The organism is Streptomyces sp. NPDC048434, assembly GCF_043200375.1.
Taxonomy (GTDB): domain Bacteria; phylum Actinomycetota; class Actinomycetes; order Streptomycetales; family Streptomycetaceae; genus Streptomyces.
On sequence record NZ_JBICXQ010000058.1, the window covers coordinates 1 to 17106 of the forward strand.

Below are 17106 nucleotides of genomic sequence, written 5' to 3' on the forward strand. Positions count from 1 at the left end.
CCACGAGATCGGCCGGCCGGAACCACGACAGTGGGAACGTGAGGGCGGAAGCGACATCCCGGTTCCGTCGCACAGGTGCGCGACCATGGTGGTTCTTCTCACGGTGTAGGTCCACCACCGATGTCCGGCGCACTCCGTCCTCGTGAGTGAGGACGCGCACGTCCACACAAGGAGGCAGGCATGTCCCGACCGGCAAGTGCACTACGGGAAGCGGCACGGCTGCTGACCACCGCGACCGAGCGCGCTCATGCGGGCACCGGTCGGCTGGTCCTGCTGCGCGGTGCCACCGGCACGGGCCGCACCACGGTCCTGGAGGCCGCCGCCGAGTACGCCGCCGCCCACGGTATGCAGGTGCTGCGCGCTCGCTGCTCCGCCGGCGACTCCGCGATCCCCTTCGCCGCAATCCTTCAACTCCTCTGCCTCGTACCCGAGTTTCCCGACCCGGCATGGGACGGCGATGAACGGGCGACCGGCGCGGGGCTGCGACGGGTGCTGCGCTCGTACGCCGAGCAGTCGCCGCTGCTGATCACCGTGGACGATGTGCACCTGGCCGACCCGGCGTCCCGCCGCTGGCTGGTGGAGTCCGCCCGGCTCATGGACCGGCTGCCGATCGTCCTGGCGGCCACCGAGCGCAGCCAGTACGACGTCGACCCGCCCGCACAGGGCCTCGCCCACAGCCTTTCCCCCGCCCTGGTCACCACCCACACCCTGACCCCGCTGTCCGACAACTCGGCGGTGGCAGCGGTCCGTTCGGCCTTCCCCGACGCCGACGACTCCTGGACCGAGGACTGCGTACGGGCCGGCGCGGGCAACCCCCTGCTGCTGCGCGCCCTGCTGGACGACCTCTCCGACGGCAGTCACCCGGTCGTGCCGCACACCTCGGCCGCGCTGTACCCGGGAACGTTTTCGGCGGCCGTGCAGTGGTGGCTGGACTGCGCGGGGCCGGGTACCGCGGAGGTGGCGCGGACGCTGGCGATCCTGGACGAGAGCTGGGACCACGGACCCACCGACCCCGGCGCGGGGTTCCCCGTCCTCCACATCCCCTCACTCCTCGCCGAACTCTCCGGCGCCGACCCGGCCCGGGTCGCGGGCTGGATCACCGCGATGACCGGCCTCGGACTGCTGCGCCCCGACGGCATGGGCCGCGCCCGCTACGCCCATCCGCTGCTGCGGGACGAGATGCTCACCGGCGTGCCCGCGGCCCGGCGGCGCGCAACGCACCGGACGACCGCCGAGGCGATGCTGCACCGCGGTGTCTCCAGCGAGCTTGTCGCCCGTCAACTGCTGCTCACCGACGTGGTGGACGCGCCCTGGGCACTGCCGGTGCTTCAGGACGCCGCTTCACTGGCATTGCGCGAGGGGCACATCGAGGATGCGGTGGCTTTCCTGCGCCGCGCTCTGGACGAACCTCTCTCCGACGAGGGCAGACAACGCCTGCTGACCGAACTGGGCTCACTGGAGTACGCGGTGCCCGGCTCCTCGGCCGCGATCCTGAGGCTCACCGAGGCGCTGCGGCTGCCGGGGCCGCCGCAGGAACGGGTGCGCGCCGCTGTCGCCCTGGGGACGGCGCTGACCGGCCGTGGCAGGACCCGCGCGGGGGTCGAGGTGCTGCGCTCGCTGTACGACACGCTCGGCGACCGTCCCGACCTGGTGCGTATCCTGCGGCAGGCGTTTCTGCAACTGTCCGACAAGGAACAGCTGGTGCGGCAGGAGGCATACAAGAGGTTGGCCGAGGTGGCCGAGCGCTCGCCGGAGTCGGTCAGCACGGCCGGTTACGCGTTCCTGGTGAAATACGCCGTCATGGCAGGTCTGAGCTCGGCGAGGGAGGCGATGCTGCGCCTGCGCGGTCTGCTGGCGGAACCGGCCGACCCGCTGTCCGAGCCGTACCTGCTGGGGAGTGCCGCGGCGGTCGCTCAGTGGGCCGACGAACTCGACGAGGCCGAATGGCTGGTGGAGCGCGGTCTCACCGGGCAGCGCCCCGACGTCCTGCACCCCATGCACGAGGCGCTGCTCAACACCCGTATCGACATCGTCGCGGCACGGGCCGACTACACGCGCCTCCTGGCCGACCCACCGCCCGCCGCCGCGACCCCGACCAACGCCCATGCCCACGCGCTGACGGCACTCGTGGAGACGGGCCGCCTCGCCGAGGCCGAACGCCTGGCCGAAGCCTTCGACTTGCGGACGGCGCCGGAGTCCTGGGAGCTGAACCGGTTCCTGTACGCGCGCGGGAAGCTGCGCGCCGCGAACGGTGACCTGGCGGGAGCCCTGCACGACTTTCTGGACTGCGGGCGCCGCCAGTCGGCCCGGGAGGTGTTCAGCCCGGTCGTCACCCCGTGGCGCACGGCCGCAGCCGAGTGCCATCTGGCCCTGGGCTTCCCACGGGAGGCGCTCGCCCTGGCCGAGGAGGAGCTGCGCCTGGCCCGAGTGTGGAACACGCCCCGCACGGTGGGCCGGGCACTGCGTGTCCTCGGCACCGCGACCGGCGGGCGCCGGGGTCTCGACCTGGCCCAGGAGGCAGTTCGGCTGCTGCGTGGCGGCCCGGCAGGACCGGAGCTCGTGGCGGCGCTGCTGGCCCTGGGCCGTCAGTTGACCGCGTCGGGCGAGTCGTCCCGCGCCCGCGGCATCCTGCGGGAGGCGGCCGGGCTCGCCGAACGCCTGGGCGCGATACGGCTGCGGGACCTGGCGGAGGAGGCGCTGCGGGCGAGCGGCGCGCGCCGTCCGGCGACGCGGACCGGTGCCGCCTCGCTGACCGACAGCGAGCGCCGTATCGCCGAACTGGCCGCGGGGGGACGCACCAACGCGGAGATCGGGGATCTGCTGCATCTGGCCCGCCGTACCGTGGAGACCCATCTGACGCACAGCTACCGCAAGTTGGGCATCCGACGGCGCAGCGCCCTGAGCACCGCCCTGACCGGGGGCGACGCGGCGTGCAGATCTCTGGTCAGCGGCCGGGACACGTAGGGCGAGTACGACACCGACAGACGAAGAACATTCTTTGTTCAAGCAGCAGGTCAGAAGCGGGTGAGGCCATGTACCGCAAGGAGACCAGGAAGCTGCCGGCAGCCCGCTGCCCCTAAACCCGTCTCGAGCGGGTCCGCGAACGCACTCCGGTGGTCCGCCAGATCGAGCACACCGTCGAATGAGGCGGCCAGCCCAGGGCTGACGCTCCGTGTAGGCGGGGAACTGGCTCAATAGGTGACTGTGATCCGACGCGCGGGGCCGTCTACCCGGATTCGTCCTCCGACGGGAATGACGAGTTGAGGGTCGGTGTGGCCAAGGTCAACATCGAACACCACCATGGTGTCGGGGGCGTACTGCTGGAGGGCCCGCAGGACGGCTTCTCGTTGTTGCCGGCGGAAGTGCGCCTTCTCCGGGGTGCTGAGCTGGTTCTCGAATGACCAGCTCTTGGCCCTGCCCATCAGTAGCGCGGGGAACTGCTGGAGTAGACCGCGTTCGCCCATGTTCCGAAAGATCCGGTAGACCTGTTCGGCGCGCGGCATCTCTTCGGATGTCTCGAGGAAGAGCACGTTACCGGCGTAGGCGTCGATCGGCAGTACCGCTCGGTCGGCCATCAACAGCCAGGAGATGATCTCCAATTCGCCGCCCCAGCTGATCCCTTCGACCACCCGGTCGCTGTTGTGCCAGGACCAGCCGTCAGCGGGTTCCATCTCCGGTTCCGACTCGAAGGTGCGCGGGTCTTCCCAGGGACGGTTGATGTCCCCGTAGGCGTTTGCCGCAGTGAGTTCGTACTCGCCGGAGGTGAACAGCGCCGCCCTGAGCGAGTCGGCGGTCAGTGGGTGCATCGCGCCGGGGCGCCCGAGCTCGACCATCACTGTGGCGCCGTGATACCCGACAATGCCAAGGTTCCGCAGGAAGAGCAGCAGGTTGGTGTTGTCGCTGTAGCCGAAGAAAGGCTTGGGGTTGGCGCGGAGAAGGCTGCGGTCAAGGTGGGGCAGGACGGTGATCTGGTCATCGCCGCCGATGCTGGCGATCACGGCCTTGATGTCGGGGTTCGCGAAGGCCGCGTGGATGTCCGCAGCCCGCTCTTCGGGCGTCGACCCCATCTTCCGAGTCGTCGGATACTCCATGGCCTTCAACCCGAAGTCATCCTGCAGCCTGCGTAGTCCCAATTCGTACGGCAGAGGAAGGACACCGGGCAGACCGGATGAGGGGGACAGCACCGCGACCAAGTCTCCGGAGCGGGGCTTCGCCGGGTAGAGAGGATCCGTCATCCGCTGATCATAGGAGCCGGTGGACCTGTCGCCGCAGCGGATATTCCGGGGCTCGTCGCGAACGAGTCCGATCCTTTCCCTCTCAACCCTGTGTCGCGGAGTGACGGAACAGCATCACCCTTGCGATGGCCCTGATCTGGGGCCCAGGCCACACCTGCAGCCTTCTGGCGGGGTCGACATGCCCTTGCGGCCAGTCCACTCTGCCCGCGCATACCTGGCACCCGCCGTCATCCGCCGTGTATCCAGGAAAGTCGACAAGTCGCGCGCCAGACGAAGGATTCCCATGCAGGATCACGAAAAGGCCGGAACGGCCGGGACTGCCAACGTCCGTACTCCGGCCCACGAGCCCGTAGCCCCCCGACCCACACCGCTGCGTGGCCTACTCGCTCTGCAGGCCGGCGCTGGAAATGCTGCCGTCGTGCAGATGCTCCGCCAGGCCGGACATTCCTGGGCCCAGCCTGAACAGCACCAGCACAACGCTGGTTGCGGACACCAGGCCGAGCAGCCTGCCGTGCAGCGGTCTGTCCTCCACGACATTCTGCGTACCAGCGGCCGACCGTTAGACGAGGCGACCCGCAGCGATATGGAGGCCCGGCTTGGCGCGGACTTCTCCGACGTGCGTATCCATGACGACAGTGCGGCCAAAGCCTCCGCCGCCGAGGTCGGGGCCCGTGCCTACACCTCCGGTAGCCATGTGGTGATCGGAGCGGGCAGTAACGACAAGCACACCCTGGCCCATGAGCTCACCCACGTGGTCCAGCAGCGTCAGGGGCCTGTCGCCGGAACCGACAACGGGGCGGGGCTGCGTGTCTCGGACCCCTCGGACCGGTTCGAGCGCGAAGCCGAGGCCACCGCGCGCAGGGCGATGTCGGGCTCGGTCCTGGCCGGGACGGGTGTGCAGCGAGCGGCGGCGAGTGTGAGCTCGGTGGTCGCGCCGACTGTGCAGCGGAATCTCCAGGACCACCTCACCGACCAGTACTGGCAGGAGCGGGCGGCGCAGCAGAAGCCTGTAAAGGCGCCGACCAAGACGTCGAAGGGCCGCACCGGAGACGGCATCCTCCTCGATATCGGGCCCAAGCTCATCAAGGAGCTGGCCAATATGTGTGCCGGGAAGTCCGAGGCCGAGCTGGACGGCATGGGACGGCTTGAGCTGTTCCGGGCGATGGAGGCAACGGAGGCCGCAGACATCGAGGAGTGGTGGGGCGGGGAGGGCCATACGCCGATCGAGAAGATAACCGCCATGAACGACTGGATCATGGAAAATCAGGGTGAGAACACCCTCGGGGGCGCGTTCAACAAGACATATGGCGAGACGAAGAAGACCGCGCGTGACCCCGATAATCCGAAGGACGGCATCCTGCCGATCCGCCATCACCTCGGCGACGAGGAACAGGCCCGCACCTACTACAAGAAACCCGCCACGCAGGTGCTGATGAAGTTCACGCTGAAGCCCGGCGCGCACGAGCTGCTGTTCCATCCGGACCACATGGCCGTCTCCGGGGAGAGCAAGGGCCGCACACCGCAGTCCCTCAGGAACCTCCACGGCGGCATGCCGCAGGCCAAGAAGGGTGAGGGGATGCTTGAGGGGTATGTCGGGATCAAGCAGGAGAATCCGCGGCATTACGCCCAGGACGAACAGGGGAACCGGGGCCTGGTGGACGGGCGGGGGGATTTCAGCCTGGCTCTGGGCACCAAGTGGTCGCGGATGCTGTTCCAGATGTTCGTCGAGCGCATCGACAGAGTCCCCTGAGCTCTTACCCTTGACCACCGACTGCGTCCTGCGCCACGACGTCCTCGTCCTTGCAGCCCTGGGGGTAGATCTCGGAGCCCGCAAGTCGCAGTCGGCGGTCTTCGGTGACCATGTCGGAGTACAGCCGCGGGGATGCGGTTCAGGTGACCTTGCTGTCGGGGCCGGGGCGGCGGCGTCCTGACCCGCGAACACACGCTGGAACCAGAGATGTTCCACCTCGGCCATGTGCTGGACGAGGCCCAGCAGCGTCATCGACGACGGTGTTGATGAGGGTCGTGTCGCGGACCTAACGTCCCGGCGCGTGTTGTGACGCCTGACCCGCAGGCCCGCCAGCACTGTAAAGCACGCTTGACACCAATCGCGCGGTGACAAGTAAGCTTTACACGTGCGAAACAGCGTCAGGGAACTGCGGTCGTCACGAGGGCTCTCCCAGGGCCAGCTAGGCATAGCCCTGGGAGTCTCACGGCAAACGATCAACGCCATCGAGACCGAGCGGTACACACCTTCTCTGCCGCTCGCCTTGTCCATGGCCAAGTTCTTCGAGTTCAGCGTTGAGGAGATGTTTCATGTCGATGAGGGCCCAGCAGATGACCAGTAACAGAGCCAGGTGGTCCGTCCCCGGCTTCTTCCTCGCCCTCGGAGGTGCCTGCCTCTTGGCCGCGACTTTCGGCGGCCGACTCGCTATCGGCCTGGTGACGTTCGGGATCCTGGCGGTCTGCAGTCTTGCCTTAGTGCTGCTGGGACGCCGGAGCGAGACCTATCAGGGCCTCACCGAGAAGGAACCCGACGAGCGCTTCGCCCGGATCGGAGGGCGAGCCTGGGCTGGCACGGGCGTGGTGCTTACCGTGGGGAATCTCTACTCCTTCATCGGTGAATTGGCATCCGGAAGAAGCGGCGATCCGTACTTCTGGTTCGTGGCCACCGCCGCCATCACCTACATCGCGTTCGTCGCCCTCTTGTCTCGGCATACCTGAGAAGCCATCGCCTCGAACGGCTCCACCGTATGTCCCGACCAGGCAACACGATCAACCTGTAACAACCGGCGGCCCACACCCCGAACGGTCAACGGCGACAACCCGGCCTCTTCAGCCCCGTCATCGCCACTGACCATGCCTTTCACCAAATCCCCGGCTCAGCCACAGAGGTGCTTCTGGCCGGTGTACATCACACAGGCACTGAGGGACCAACACCCAGGGGCAGCCCATTGCGTGGGTCGACATCGCTCCCGAGCATGATCCCGGAGCCCGCCGATCAGGCTGGCCACCGCAGACGCCGGGGAACGGCCGGCGGACGGCATCCGGCCTTCGACTGTAAGGACTACAAGCCCCGGCACGCAGTCGAGTGCGGCATCTACCGGCTGAAGCGCAACCGCGCCGTGGCCACACGGTTCGACAAGCTGGCAGTCCGCTTCGAGGCCACTGTCCTCATCGCTTCGAACAACGAATGCTGTGACCTGACAGAAGCGTCAGCCCAGCATGTCATCTTGGCCGCGGTCAGGTCAGCGGGGTGAGGGGAGACAGAGGCGATGAGGGCTGCGTACTACCGCGCCGGCAGCGAGAACGGCGACCACATCGACGACCCGTCCGAGGACGCGCTGTTCATGCTGATCGACGACCTCAACGACTCGGACAACACCTTCGTCGTCATCCAGCCCGACGAAGACGACCCGGCCTGGTTCACCTCCGTAGCGACCCTGGACGAAGGCGGCTTCGAAGTCGTCTGCCGCGACACCGTCCGCCGCGAACACGACGTCGCCACCGAGACCAGCATCGGGCGGATTGCCGCGATCTCACGATCTGGATGGCCGCCCGCGACATTCCCGGACGGCCCACCCAGCACATCAGCAACTTCTAAAGTAGGGCCTGGCGCGCCACGCGGTAGCGGAGGTAGACGACTCTTGAGCTGAAGGTGCGGGTCTCGACGAGTTCGAGATCTACCCGGCGCTCGCGCTGGGGAAAGAACGGAATGCCACCGCCAACCAGCACCGGGTAGACCCTGGCCCGGTACTCGTCGATCAGACCCAACGCGGCCGCCTCGGCGGCGAGAGTCGCGCCGCCGATCGCGATGTCGCCATCCCCCGGCTCGGCTCGCAACCGCTCGATCTCCTCCGCCAGGCCGCCGGAGGTCAGGCGGGCATTGCCCTGCACTGTCGACAGCGTGGTGGAGAACACCACCTTTGGGAGCGGCTTCCAGATCGCGGCCCACTCGAGCATGGAGTCGTCGAGCGTGGGATCCTGATCGGCGGTCTCCCAGTACAGCATCGTCTCGTACAGCCGTCGTCCCAACAGGTGGACGCCGATCTCTCGGATCTCGTCGGTGACGAAGCGAAAGACCTCCTCGTCGGGCGCCGTCCAGTCGAAGTCGTCGTTCGGCCCGACGATGTAGCCGTCAAGGGAGACGCCCATCGAGTAGGTCACGCTGCGCATCTGAATTCCTCCTCGGGAACAGGTTCGACACTACGACCGCCGGCCGACGCAGGACTCATTACGGCTCGCGGGATCCCCTCAGATTTCCCCGCCCCACGCGAAGATCATCACGAAGGGCGGCGATCTCCCAAAACACGGCCTAGCCGCTGCAAGAGCTGCTCCGCAGCCTGAGCCTCCCGCAGCGTCAGAACCGAAGCCGCTGGTACCAGATGCGGTGAGCGGCCGGATCCGCAGTCGAGACTCCCAGGGCCCGGTCGCGTTCGGCGAACCGGGCCCGCGGCGTTGTTCAGCCTCTCAGCGGCCGAGGAGCGCGAAGAGGGACTTGCCCGGGGACCAGCCCGACAAGAACAAGGGCGAGAGCCCTTGCGGTGAGTTGGCCGGCCTGGTTCGTGAAGAACGGACCTGCTGCTGAGGATGCCGAGCTCTTCAGCGGTTCCACGACGTGGGGCCCTACGCCTTCATACGCATTTCCTTGACGTCAGTCCGTGAGGCCGGCGAGGAACTCGGCCTCGCGCCGCGGGTCAAGGCCGACCGGCGATCGGTCGGGGCGCTGCGGGGCGGTGCCGCCGATCTCCTGGAGCCAGGCCCAGGTGTCTGCCACCGTCTCCCCGATGGGACGGCAGTGCAGGCCGGCGTCGATCGCCTTGGTGACATCTCCGCGGTGCATGGTGTCGTGGTCCTCGCCCGGCGCGATCCAGATCGGCAGGTCGGTCCAGCCCTCGATACCCGCGGCGAGGATCGGTGCCGGATCGGTCCAGCGCAGCTCCGCGTCGGAGCCGGTGACGCGGACGCAGGCGTCGAGCAGTTCACCCATCGTGGTGTGGCCCGATGGGCTGACGACGTTGTAGGCACCGCCGAGACCGCGCGTTGCGGCGTCGAGCATCCAGGCCGCGAGGTCGCGGACGTCGATGTACTGCAGCGGGAGCTCGCGCGGGTCGGGAGCGAGTACGCGGTTGCCTTCGGCTATTCGGTTGAGCCACCACGGCAGGCGGCCGACGTTCTCGCGCGGGCCCAGGATCAGGCCGGCCCGGGCCAGCAGTGCGCGGTCGCCGAAGGCGGCGATCGCGGCGAGTTCGCCGCCGCGTTTTGCCTCCCCGTAGGGGACATCCTCCGCGTCCGGCGAGGAGTCCACCACGGGAGCGTTCTCGGTAAGGGACCCGGCGGCGGGATAGCTGTATACAGAACGGCTGGAAACGTAGACGTAGTGGCCCGCGCGGTCGGCCAGCAACCCAGCCGCGTCGCGTACGGCCGTGGGGGCGCCCGTCCAGGTGTCCAGGACTATGTCCCATTCCCCGTCCGCGAGGGCCGCCAGGCCCTGCGGGTCCGTGCGGTCACCGCGCAGATCCAGCGCGCCCACCGGGGCCTGATGGCGGCCCCGGTGAAACACCGTCACCTCCCAACCCCGTGCCAGCGCATCATCGGCGACGGCACGCCCGACGAATTCCGTACCACCCATGATCAAGAGCCTCATGACTCCGACTCTGCCCGACCAACCACCGGTGTGGGAACCGATCCTCGCTGTGGGCAGAATCGCCCACAGCCCAATCGCCCATGCACTCAAGCTGAGGATCCACACCCAACCCTGTCGCTAAATGGTTCACCGCCCTACGCGGTGAACCATCCGGTCAGAGCACTAGCGGCCCGTACCGCTCCACGGGGCGTGACCGCAGGCATGATGGAGGCCATGACTCACACCGCCCGCCGCATGTTCGAGCTCCTGGAGCCGATCTGCCTGGTCACCTACTTGGCCGACGAGTGCAACGAGGAGCTGGCCGCGCTCGGCCACCGCACCTACTGGGACGGCTACTTCGCCAGCCGCGCCGCACCGCTGGGGCGGGTGCCGGCGCGGGTCGTGCACGCGGCCTTCTACAGCTTCGCCGAGGGGGAGGCCGCGCGGCACATCCCGAGCGCGTGGGAGACGATCCCGCCCGAGGCCTCCGTCGCCGCGCGGGAGCGGGGCAGCGCGGCCTCCGTACGGCGGATCCTCGGCGACGAGCTGGCCGACTCCCCGGGCCTGGTGCGCGCCGCCGACCTGACCACCAAAGCCGCGACGAACGCGCCCACGGAAGGTCGGGTGATGTACGCCGGGATGCGCACCCTTCCGGTGCCGAGCGACCCGGTCGCCCGGCTGTGGCATTCCGCGACCATGCTGCGCGAGCACCGATGTGACGGGCACGTCGCCGCTCTCGTCGGCGCGCGCATCGGCGGCACGGAGGCCCACCTCCTCGACGCGCTGGCGCAGGGCATCCACCCGCCGGAGACGTTCGGGCGCGTCCATCACCTGCCCAAGGAGCGGCTGGCCGCGGTCATGGACGGCTTGCGCGAGCGCGGGCTCGTCGACACCGACGGCCGGTTCACCGAGGCCGGCCGCGAGGCCAAGCAACGCATCGAAGCCCTGACCGACGAGCTCGCCGCCCCGCCGTACGAGGCCCTGTCTCCCGCCGAGCTCGACGAGCTGGCCGCCGAGCTCGAACCCATCACCGCGACGCTGGTGGCCGCGGGGTCGCAGTGACGAGCAGCGACTGACGGGACGAGGAGTCCGCCGTCCGGTACGGCGAATTCCCGGCCCGGTGTTCGCGCCCGAGGTGCTCGACCCGAACGTCGACTTCCTGGCCGCGTCCCGATGCCGACGAGTTGGTCGGCCTGGGCGGGCACCGCCGGGCCCGCCTGCAGCTGCGTGCCGCCGCACGGAGCGGCCCCCGAGCGCTCGTTGAGCCAGGTCCCGGCACCGCGATTGTGGTCCCCCCGGGGTGCTGGCACCGCCTGGTCCTCGACGAGCCGTGCGATCTCGTCGCGGTCGTGGTCCGGCCCGGCACCCGCCACCGACGCCGACCCGCTAGGTGTTGCGGGGCGCGACGTTCGCGACACGGCCGTGGTTACGCTGTGGCGTTAGCGGCTTGGCTCGTGCGACGCCAGCTCGATGGGGTGGAGTTGCGGCAACGCTTTAAGGCGACGCTGAAGGCGAAGGGATCCTGGTATCCGACGTTCTTGGCCACTGTGGCGACGGTCGCGGTGGTGTCTCGTAGCGGCGGCCAGGCATGGAGATCGGCGACCGACGGGTTCTGCGCAATGTGGGCCAGTACGAAGTCCTCCAGGTGCTGTGCGTCCTGCACGGCCACCAGCACCTGGAAGTCGTTGCTCCCGGACACCACGAACACGTCCAGCACCTCGGCCGTCACGAGCTTCGCGAAGTACCGCGGGCTCAACCCGGTGAAGGGGCCTATCCAGGACGACTCCGACGCGGTGATCACACCAGCCACATCAAGATCATCCCCTTGCGTCGGGTTCCCCCTGCGCGAACGCGGCAGGCTTCAGTGCACGGCGAGCGGTACGCGGCAGCTACCCCACGCGAGCGAGCGCTCCTCGGTGTGGTGCACGCGCGGACCCTCGCCGCGAATGGCTGCAGACAGGAGGCGGCGCGGGCTCTGCTGCGCGGGAAGGAGGACCTGGCGAATGCCCACGACGGGATCAGGGAGCCGGACCGGACATTGGCTACATGGTGGCGCGTTGTTCTCTGGCGCGGGTGCGTTCCTCGCGTCGCCATCGTCAGTGGTCGGCTAGGGCGGAGGCGCATGCCGACCGTGATCTGGACGCACCAACTCCGTTGCCCAGACGTCGAGTTGCGGCGCGACGTGCGTGGGGGCTGTGAAGAGTTCGGGCATGACTCTCGGGATTCGGTCACGGGAGCGGAAAACTCGGAGGGCTCACTCGGCGCTTTCGGACAGGTCGGGCGCCGACCTATGCGATGGGAGACCGATCAATGATGTTCACTCTGGTACGGAGCAGAGTGCGGATGGCCGCGCTCGCGCTCTCGGCCGTCGCGGCCCTTGCCTTCGGCGCGACCGCCACGACCGGCGCAGCAGCGGCCCCCGCACTCGCGAAACAGGGGCCGACCTCGGTGGCGTACGTCGAGGTGAACAACAACAGCATGCTGAACGTCGGCAAGTACACCCTCGCCAACGGCGGCGGCAATGTCTTCGACGTTGCCGTGATCTTCGCGGCGAACATCAACTACAACACGGGCACGAAGGCGGCGCATCTGTACTTCAACGAGAACGTGCAGCGCGTCCTCGACAACGCCGCCACGGAGATACGGCCGCTGCAGCAGAAGGGCATCAAGGTCGTCCTCTCGGTGCTCGGCAACCACCAGGGCGCGGGCTTCGCCAACTTCCCGTCACAGCAAGCGGCTTCGGCGTTCGCGAAACAACTGTCGGACACCGTGGCCAAGTACGGCCTCGACGGCATCGACTTCGACGACGAGTACGCCGAGTACGGCAACAACGGCACCGGCCAGCCCAATGACAGCTCGTTCGTGTACCTGGTGACGGCGCTGCGCGCGAACATGCCGGGCAAGATCATCAGCCTCTACAATATCGGCCCGTCCGCGTCGCGTCTCTCCTACGGCGGCGTCGACGTCTCGTCCAAGTTCGACTACGCCTGGAACCCGTACTACGGCACCTGGCAGGTCCCCGGCATCGCACTGCCCAAGTCGAAGCTGTCGCCGGCGGCCGTCGAGATCGGCCGAACCTCACAGAGCACGCTCGCCGACCTCGCCCGCCGCACCGTCAGCGAGGGGTACGGCGTCTATCTGACGTACAACCTCGACGGCGCCGACCGCAGCGCCGACGTCTCCGCGTTCACCAGGGAGCTGTACGGCAGTGACGCCGTCTACACGCCGTAAGGCGACCGTACGCCCCAGTGCGCGGCGCTCCCTCGGGGCTTGCCGCATCCCGTAGGGCCGCGATCCGTGCAGGCCGCGCTTTCGACAACGATGTCGGGGGCGCGGTGCGGGTTGACCATTCACTTTCGTGCGCCCCCGCGACGCGGCTCCTGTGCTGGGACCATGGGTAAGTGCTGTCCCGGACCCGGGGGCCTGACTCATAAGAGCTGAGGGCGCGCTGACCGGGGTGGGGGGTGTCTTGCTCACGCTGTGCCGACGGCCGGCCGGGGATGGTGCGGTGCCGGTGCCGGGCCGGGCGGGGTGTGTCCCGATAGGGGCTTGCCGACCAGCCCGACGTTGCCACAGTTCTGCCCGCCCGCCCGCCCGCCCGCCCGCCCGCGCGGTCCGGTGCCGGCGACGCGATGTGCCATCGGGTCGGGAGGTGGACGAGCATGACCAGTATGTCGCCCGCTCCGCGTGCCCGCCGTCGCCGGCCACGGGGGAGGTGGTTCTTGGAGTGGAGACACGCGCCGGGACGCTCATGTCGCCGCCGTGCTCTCCTTGCTGGGGGCAGGGATCGGCACCCAGGAGTTCTCGGCCACCGCGGCCGGTTACCGCGACCTGCTCAAGATGGCCCGAGGTTTGGGCGTGATGCGGAGGGCCGGGGGTGGAGAGGGCCGGGCCGCATCCCGCTGGCTGGACCGTGCTGCGCCCCCCCGGGTAAGCACGGTCCAGCCAGCGGTTCATGGTCGTCTCCGTTCGAGCGCCCGGGGAGCGTGGGCGGGCGCGCACGCTTTCGCAGGCCGTCATCGCGCTGCCCGACCACCGCGACACCAGCCCAGTGCTGGCGCGCAACGCCTCTCCGTGATCCTGGACATGCTCGCCGAGGCCAGTGCAGGCACGCCCGCCGTGGGGTAGGAGACGGGACGGGTGAAACTGGCTGATGCGAGGGCGAGTTGAGGGCCCCTTCGGACAGGCTCGAGGGTAGGACTTGGGACAGGAGGCACCGTTATGCGCATCCCTGGCCCCGAGTACCAGGAGGACGGCGGGCTGAGCGCCGTTGCGGCTGCGGGTGGGCTGCACCGGTACCAGTTACGCCTGCACGAGGCGCATGGGCCCGTCGTGCGCTTCCAACTGCCGGGCGCGGACTCGGCCGTGTCGGTCGCCGATCCCGTGCTTCTGGAGGCCACGGCGCACATCGACACGCGGCCCGAGGAGCTGTTCGCGTTCCTGGACCCGCTGTGCGAGGCCGGCAACCTGCAAGTGCTACCCGCCGACGAGCACACCCCCTGGCGCCGACTACTGCTCTCGGTGCTCGCCGGACGGCCGGCTCACGAGCGGCACTTCGCGCACTTCACCAAGCTGGCGCGGGAGCTCGCGGACCGCTGGGCGGGGCAGGCCGGTGGCGAACCCGTCGAACTGCAGCAGGAGTTGACCGCGCTGTCGCTCCGTATGATCTGCGGGTTCGCGCTCGGCGCCGCGGAAACCGACACGGACCCTGTCGTCGCCGCGTTCGAGGAGGTGCTCACCGAGCACCTCGGGCGGCTCTACCAGGTGCCGCGGGCCGACCCGCGCTCGGCGGAGCGGGCCGAGGTGGCCCTTGCATATCTGCGCGCGACGGTCGACCGCGTGGTGGCGGCGCACCGCTCGGGCGGCCGCACCGACCGCAGCGACCTGATCGGGGCGCTCGTCGAGGCCGGTCAGAGCCCGGCGCGGATCCGGGACACCGTGATGGTGACGCTGCTCGCCGCCCACCACACCACCGGTGTCGCCGTCTCGTGGACGCTGCACCTGCTGGGCCGCCATCCCGACGCGGCCGATCGCGTCGCCGCCGAACTGGACCAGGTGTTGGGCGAGCGCGCCACGCCCGATTACGGTGATCTGCGGCGGCTCACGTACCTGGACATGGTGCTCAAGGAGTCGATGCGCCTGTTCCCGCCCGGCCCGTACGGCGCACGCGAGACGACCGAGGACCTGGTTCTGGGCCCGTACGAGATCCCGGCGGGGACGACGTTGTTCTATCCGTTCTGGGCGGTGCACCTGAACCCTGAGTACTGGCCCGAGCCGGAGCGGTTCGACCCCGAGCGGTTCACGCCGCAGGAGGTGGCTAAGCGGCCGCGGCTCGCGTACGTCCCCTTCGGGATCGGGCCACGCAGCTGCGAGGGCGCTACTTTGGCCACGGTCGAGGCCCAGCTTGTCCTGACCGTCCTCCTCAAGCGCCTGCGCTTTCGGCCCGCGCTGGGGCACGAAGTGACGCCGGTGGAACGGTTCGTGTTGTGGGCACGGGACGGGATCCGGATGACGGTGCGGCCACGGGACCTCTAGGGCCTGTCCGATGGGTCCAGGTCGGAAAGGTGGCGGCGTCTGGTGCACTGCGTTCGCTGCGCTCTCTCCGTCTCGGCTCTTCGTTTGCTCCACGGATGCCGAGCTGCATCGCAAGGCGCCGGAGTGGCCCGATAGCGGAGGTGTCGGCAACGCCCGGGGCCAAGGCCGCCGTCGGCAAGACCATGACGATCGCCGACGGCGGCTATCCGGGGACAGGACTCCTCATGCCGCACCGCCGCCGAGCCGGCGAGAAACTTCCCGACTGGAAGGAGCAGCACAGCCGCTCGCACAAGCAGGTCCGTGCCCGCGTCGAGCACACCTTTGCCCGGATGAAGCACCTGGAAGATCCTTCGCGACTGCCGCCTGAAGGGCGACGGCGTTCACACCGCCATGCTCGGCATCGCCCGGCTGTACAGCCTCACCCTCACGAGGTGACACCCGCTCCATACGAGGCCGAAGAGGCCCAAGGGAGGCGACTCCCCGCTTCCTCGGATCGGAGAATGCTCAGTCGATACAGAACTCGTTGCCCTCGATGTCCAGCATCGGGATGCAGGCATCATTGCCGTCATACAGCGTTTGCACGTGAACCGCACCAAGAGGGACCAGCCGCGCGCATTCGGCCTCAAGTGCGGCGAGACGCTCCTTACCCACGAGACCGGTTCCGACCCGCACATCAAGATGCACACGGTTCTTGACGGCCTTCCCCTCAGGCACGCGTTGGAAGAACAGCCGCGGGCCCACACCTGAGGGATCTATGCAGGCGAACCATGCATCCCGCTGTTCAGGTGCCTGCGAACGCTTGAAATCGTCCCAAGTGGCAAACCCCTCAGGCGGCGGTGGTACGACGTACCCCAACACCTCGCACCAGAAGCGAGCGAGACGCTCAGGTTCTGCGCAGTCAAAGGTGACTTGGAACTTCTTGATCGCTGTCATCCGCGCACCCTATCGAGAACGACGCAACCCCGGCGTCGTAGCCCACAGCCCACCGGTGGGGCCCAGGACCCTATCCCGACCACCCACGTCGGCGTCCGGCCACCGGTCGCCCGCCCAAGCTGAATGATGCCCAGGTCGAGACGGTGCGGGCTGCCTTGGAGCGAGGTGCCCAGGCTCATGGGTTCGAGGCCGATCTGTGGACCTTGGAACGAGTCGGTGCGGTCGTCGAGCGGGTGACAGGAGTGTGGCTGTCGCGGGCGTCGGTGTGGCGTCTGCTGACCGGCCGGCTGGGGTGGACTCTGCAGCGGCCCGAGCGGCGGGCGGCGGAGCGGGACGAGTCCGAGATCGCCCGCTGGATCACGCACGAGTGGCCGCGCATCAAAAGGGGGCGGTGAACACACGTGCCTGGATCGTGTTCCTCGACGAATCAGGTGTCTCGTTGCTGCCCCAGATCCGCCGCACTTTCGCACCTCGCGGCCGCACGCCGCTTCTGCGGCACCGGCTGAACTGGAAGCGTGCGTCGATGGCCGCGGCTCTGGGCTACCACTCCACCGACTTCGACCGCGGCCCTCGCCTGTGTTTCCACCTCAAGCCCGGCAGCTACGACACCACCGCTCTCATCGAGGTCCTTGAACAGGTCAAAGCGTTCTACCGTGGTGAGCCAGTGATCCTGGTCTGGGACGGCCTGTCCGCCCACTGGAGCCGGGCGATGCGAGCCTGGGTCACCGAGCAGGACTGGCTCACCCTCGAGCGATTACCCGCATACGCACCCGAGCT

Annotated in this window: 15 protein-coding genes and 5 pseudogenes; 12 read left to right on the forward strand and 8 right to left on the reverse strand. The window is 68.6% G+C overall.

The features are described 5' to 3' along the window. Positions 1-180: 180 nt before the first annotated feature. Entirely contained in the window at positions 181-2964 is a 2784-nt protein-coding gene (locus tag ACGFWI_RS38015) for an AAA family ATPase (protein ID WP_393910645.1), read from the forward strand. Between the two features lie 227 nt (positions 2965-3191). Here ACGFWI_RS38015 and ACGFWI_RS38020 read toward each other — a convergent pair whose 3' ends face one another. Together ACGFWI_RS38020 and ACGFWI_RS38025 are read right to left on the reverse strand one after the other, a co-directional pair. Further along, the gene (locus ACGFWI_RS38020) at positions 3192-4235 is read right to left on the reverse strand and encodes a S66 peptidase family protein (protein WP_393910646.1); all 1044 of its coding nucleotides are present in this window, start codon (positions 4233-4235) and stop codon (positions 3192-3194) included. Positions 4236-4614: 379 nt separating this feature from the next. After that, positions 4615-4767: a hypothetical protein gene (locus ACGFWI_RS38025; protein ID WP_393910647.1), complete on the reverse strand. Its 153-nt coding sequence runs from the start codon at positions 4765-4767 to the stop codon at positions 4615-4617. On the opposite strand from ACGFWI_RS38025, the gene ACGFWI_RS38030 reads away from it, so the two are divergent. Next, positions 4747-5985: a DUF4157 domain-containing protein gene (locus ACGFWI_RS38030; RefSeq protein WP_393910648.1), complete on the forward strand. Its 1239-nt coding sequence runs from the start codon at positions 4747-4749 to the stop codon at positions 5983-5985. The two genes, ACGFWI_RS38025 and ACGFWI_RS38030, sit on opposite strands and share 21 nt — an antisense overlap. Positions 5986-6147: 162 nt before the next feature. Here ACGFWI_RS38030 and ACGFWI_RS38035 read toward each other — a convergent pair. After that, positions 6148-6468 (reverse strand): annotated as a pseudogene (locus ACGFWI_RS38035) (DUF664 domain-containing protein); the annotation flags it as partial. On the opposite strand from ACGFWI_RS38035, the gene ACGFWI_RS38040 reads away from it, so the two are divergent. The 4 genes and pseudogenes from ACGFWI_RS38040 (at position 6371) to ACGFWI_RS38055 (ending at position 7839) form a co-directional block, all read left to right on the forward strand. Beyond that, a complete protein-coding gene (locus ACGFWI_RS38040) occupies positions 6371-6583 on the forward strand; it encodes a helix-turn-helix transcriptional regulator (RefSeq protein WP_393910649.1) in 213 nt (70 codons plus the stop codon). The pseudogene ACGFWI_RS38035 and the gene ACGFWI_RS38040 sit on opposite strands and share 98 nt — an antisense overlap. Before the next feature lie 55 nt (positions 6584-6638). Beyond that, entirely contained in the window at positions 6639-6959 is a 321-nt protein-coding gene (locus tag ACGFWI_RS38045; RefSeq protein WP_393910650.1) for a hypothetical protein, read from the forward strand. 257 nt (positions 6960-7216) lie between these two features. After that, positions 7217-7495 (forward strand): hypothetical protein, encoded by a 279-nt coding sequence (locus ACGFWI_RS38050; protein ID WP_393910651.1) that lies wholly within the window; start codon positions 7217-7219, stop codon positions 7493-7495. 15 nt (positions 7496-7510) lie between these two features. Then, positions 7511-7839, forward strand: a pseudogene (locus tag ACGFWI_RS38055) (hypothetical protein). On the opposite strand, the gene ACGFWI_RS38060 reads toward ACGFWI_RS38055, so the two are convergent. Together ACGFWI_RS38060 and ACGFWI_RS38065 are read right to left on the reverse strand one after the other, a co-directional pair. Further along, on the reverse strand, positions 7836-8411 hold the full coding sequence (locus tag ACGFWI_RS38060; protein WP_393910652.1) for a dihydrofolate reductase family protein: 576 nt from the start codon (positions 8409-8411) through the stop codon (positions 7836-7838). The pseudogene ACGFWI_RS38055 and the gene ACGFWI_RS38060 sit on opposite strands and share 4 nt — an antisense overlap. Positions 8412-8889: 478 nt before the next feature. Then, positions 8890-9882 carry an NAD-dependent epimerase/dehydratase family protein gene (locus ACGFWI_RS38065; RefSeq protein WP_393910653.1) on the reverse strand — a complete coding sequence of 331 codons (993 nt, stop codon included), beginning with the start codon at positions 9880-9882 and terminating at the stop codon, positions 8890-8892. A gap of 213 nt (positions 9883-10095) precedes the next feature. On the opposite strand from ACGFWI_RS38065, the gene ACGFWI_RS38070 reads away from it, so the two are divergent. Continuing rightward, complete coding sequence (locus tag ACGFWI_RS38070) at positions 10096-10923, forward strand: MarR family transcriptional regulator (RefSeq protein ID WP_393910654.1); 828 nt, start codon at positions 10096-10098, stop codon at positions 10921-10923. A 364-nt stretch (positions 10924-11287) separates the two neighbouring features. On the opposite strand, the gene ACGFWI_RS38075 is transcribed toward ACGFWI_RS38070, so the two are convergent. Together ACGFWI_RS38075 and ACGFWI_RS38080 are read right to left on the reverse strand one after the other, a co-directional pair. Next, complete coding sequence (locus ACGFWI_RS38075; RefSeq protein ID WP_393910657.1) at positions 11288-11590, reverse strand: Lrp/AsnC ligand binding domain-containing protein; 303 nt, start codon at positions 11588-11590, stop codon at positions 11288-11290. Then, positions 11585-11671: pseudogene (locus ACGFWI_RS38080) on the reverse strand (IS5/IS1182 family transposase); the annotation flags it as partial. The pseudogene ACGFWI_RS38080 and the gene ACGFWI_RS38075, both read right to left, overlap by 6 nt. A 503-nt stretch (positions 11672-12174) precedes the next feature. Here ACGFWI_RS38080 and ACGFWI_RS38085 point away from each other — a divergent pair. The 3 genes and pseudogenes from ACGFWI_RS38085 to ACGFWI_RS38095 all read left to right on the forward strand — a co-directional run. Further along, a complete protein-coding gene (locus ACGFWI_RS38085; RefSeq protein WP_393910658.1) occupies positions 12175-13092 on the forward strand; it encodes an endo-beta-N-acetylglucosaminidase H in 918 nt (305 codons plus the stop codon). Positions 13093-14082: 990 nt separating this feature from the next. Next, positions 14083-15396 carry a cytochrome P450 gene (locus ACGFWI_RS38090; RefSeq protein WP_393910655.1) on the forward strand — a complete coding sequence of 438 codons (1314 nt, stop codon included), beginning with the start codon at positions 14083-14085 and terminating at the stop codon, positions 15394-15396. Between the two features lie 155 nt (positions 15397-15551). Continuing rightward, a pseudogene (locus tag ACGFWI_RS38095) lies at positions 15552-15831 on the forward strand (transposase); the annotation flags it as partial. A 69-nt stretch (positions 15832-15900) separates the two neighbouring features. On the opposite strand, the gene ACGFWI_RS38100 reads toward ACGFWI_RS38095, so the two are convergent. Continuing rightward, on the reverse strand, positions 15901-16329 hold the full coding sequence (locus ACGFWI_RS38100) for a VOC family protein (protein ID WP_330479644.1): 429 nt from the start codon (positions 16327-16329) through the stop codon (positions 15901-15903). A 98-nt stretch (positions 16330-16427) separates the two neighbouring features. Here ACGFWI_RS38100 and ACGFWI_RS38105 point away from each other — a divergent pair. Together ACGFWI_RS38105 and ACGFWI_RS38110 are read left to right on the forward strand one after the other, a co-directional pair. Next, positions 16428-16724: pseudogene (locus tag ACGFWI_RS38105) on the forward strand (winged helix-turn-helix domain-containing protein); the annotation flags it as partial. Beyond that, positions 16721-17106: transposase (locus ACGFWI_RS38110; protein ID WP_393910656.1), on the forward strand; the 386-nt coding region annotated here is incomplete at its 3' end. The pseudogene ACGFWI_RS38105 and the gene ACGFWI_RS38110, both read left to right, overlap by 4 nt.

What these genes read in the sequence shown, in the direction of transcription:
- ACGFWI_RS38085 (WP_393910658.1), top strand. Translation starts at nt 12,175, where the DNA reads ATGTTCACTCTGGTACGGAGCAGAGTGCGGATGGCCGCGCTCGCGCTC.
- ACGFWI_RS38060 (WP_393910652.1), bottom strand. Translation starts at nt 8,411, where the DNA reads ATGCGCAGCGTGACCTACTCGATGGGCGTCTCCCTTGACGGCTACATC.
- ACGFWI_RS38090 (WP_393910655.1), top strand. Translation starts at nt 14,083, where the DNA reads ATGCGCATCCCTGGCCCCGAGTACCAGGAGGACGGCGGGCTGAGCGCC.
- ACGFWI_RS38065 (WP_393910653.1), bottom strand. Translation starts at nt 9,882, where the DNA reads ATGAGGCTCTTGATCATGGGTGGTACGGAATTCGTCGGGCGTGCCGTC.
- ACGFWI_RS38015 (WP_393910645.1), top strand. Translation starts at nt 181, where the DNA reads ATGTCCCGACCGGCAAGTGCACTACGGGAAGCGGCACGGCTGCTGACC.
- ACGFWI_RS38100 (WP_330479644.1), bottom strand. Translation starts at nt 16,329, where the DNA reads ATGACAGCGATCAAGAAGTTCCAAGTCACCTTTGACTGCGCAGAACCT.
- ACGFWI_RS38050 (WP_393910651.1), top strand. Translation starts at nt 7,217, where the DNA reads ATGATCCCGGAGCCCGCCGATCAGGCTGGCCACCGCAGACGCCGGGGA.
- ACGFWI_RS38020 (WP_393910646.1), bottom strand. Translation starts at nt 4,235, where the DNA reads ATGACGGATCCTCTCTACCCGGCGAAGCCCCGCTCCGGAGACTTGGTC.
- ACGFWI_RS38070 (WP_393910654.1), top strand. Translation starts at nt 10,096, where the DNA reads ATGACTCACACCGCCCGCCGCATGTTCGAGCTCCTGGAGCCGATCTGC.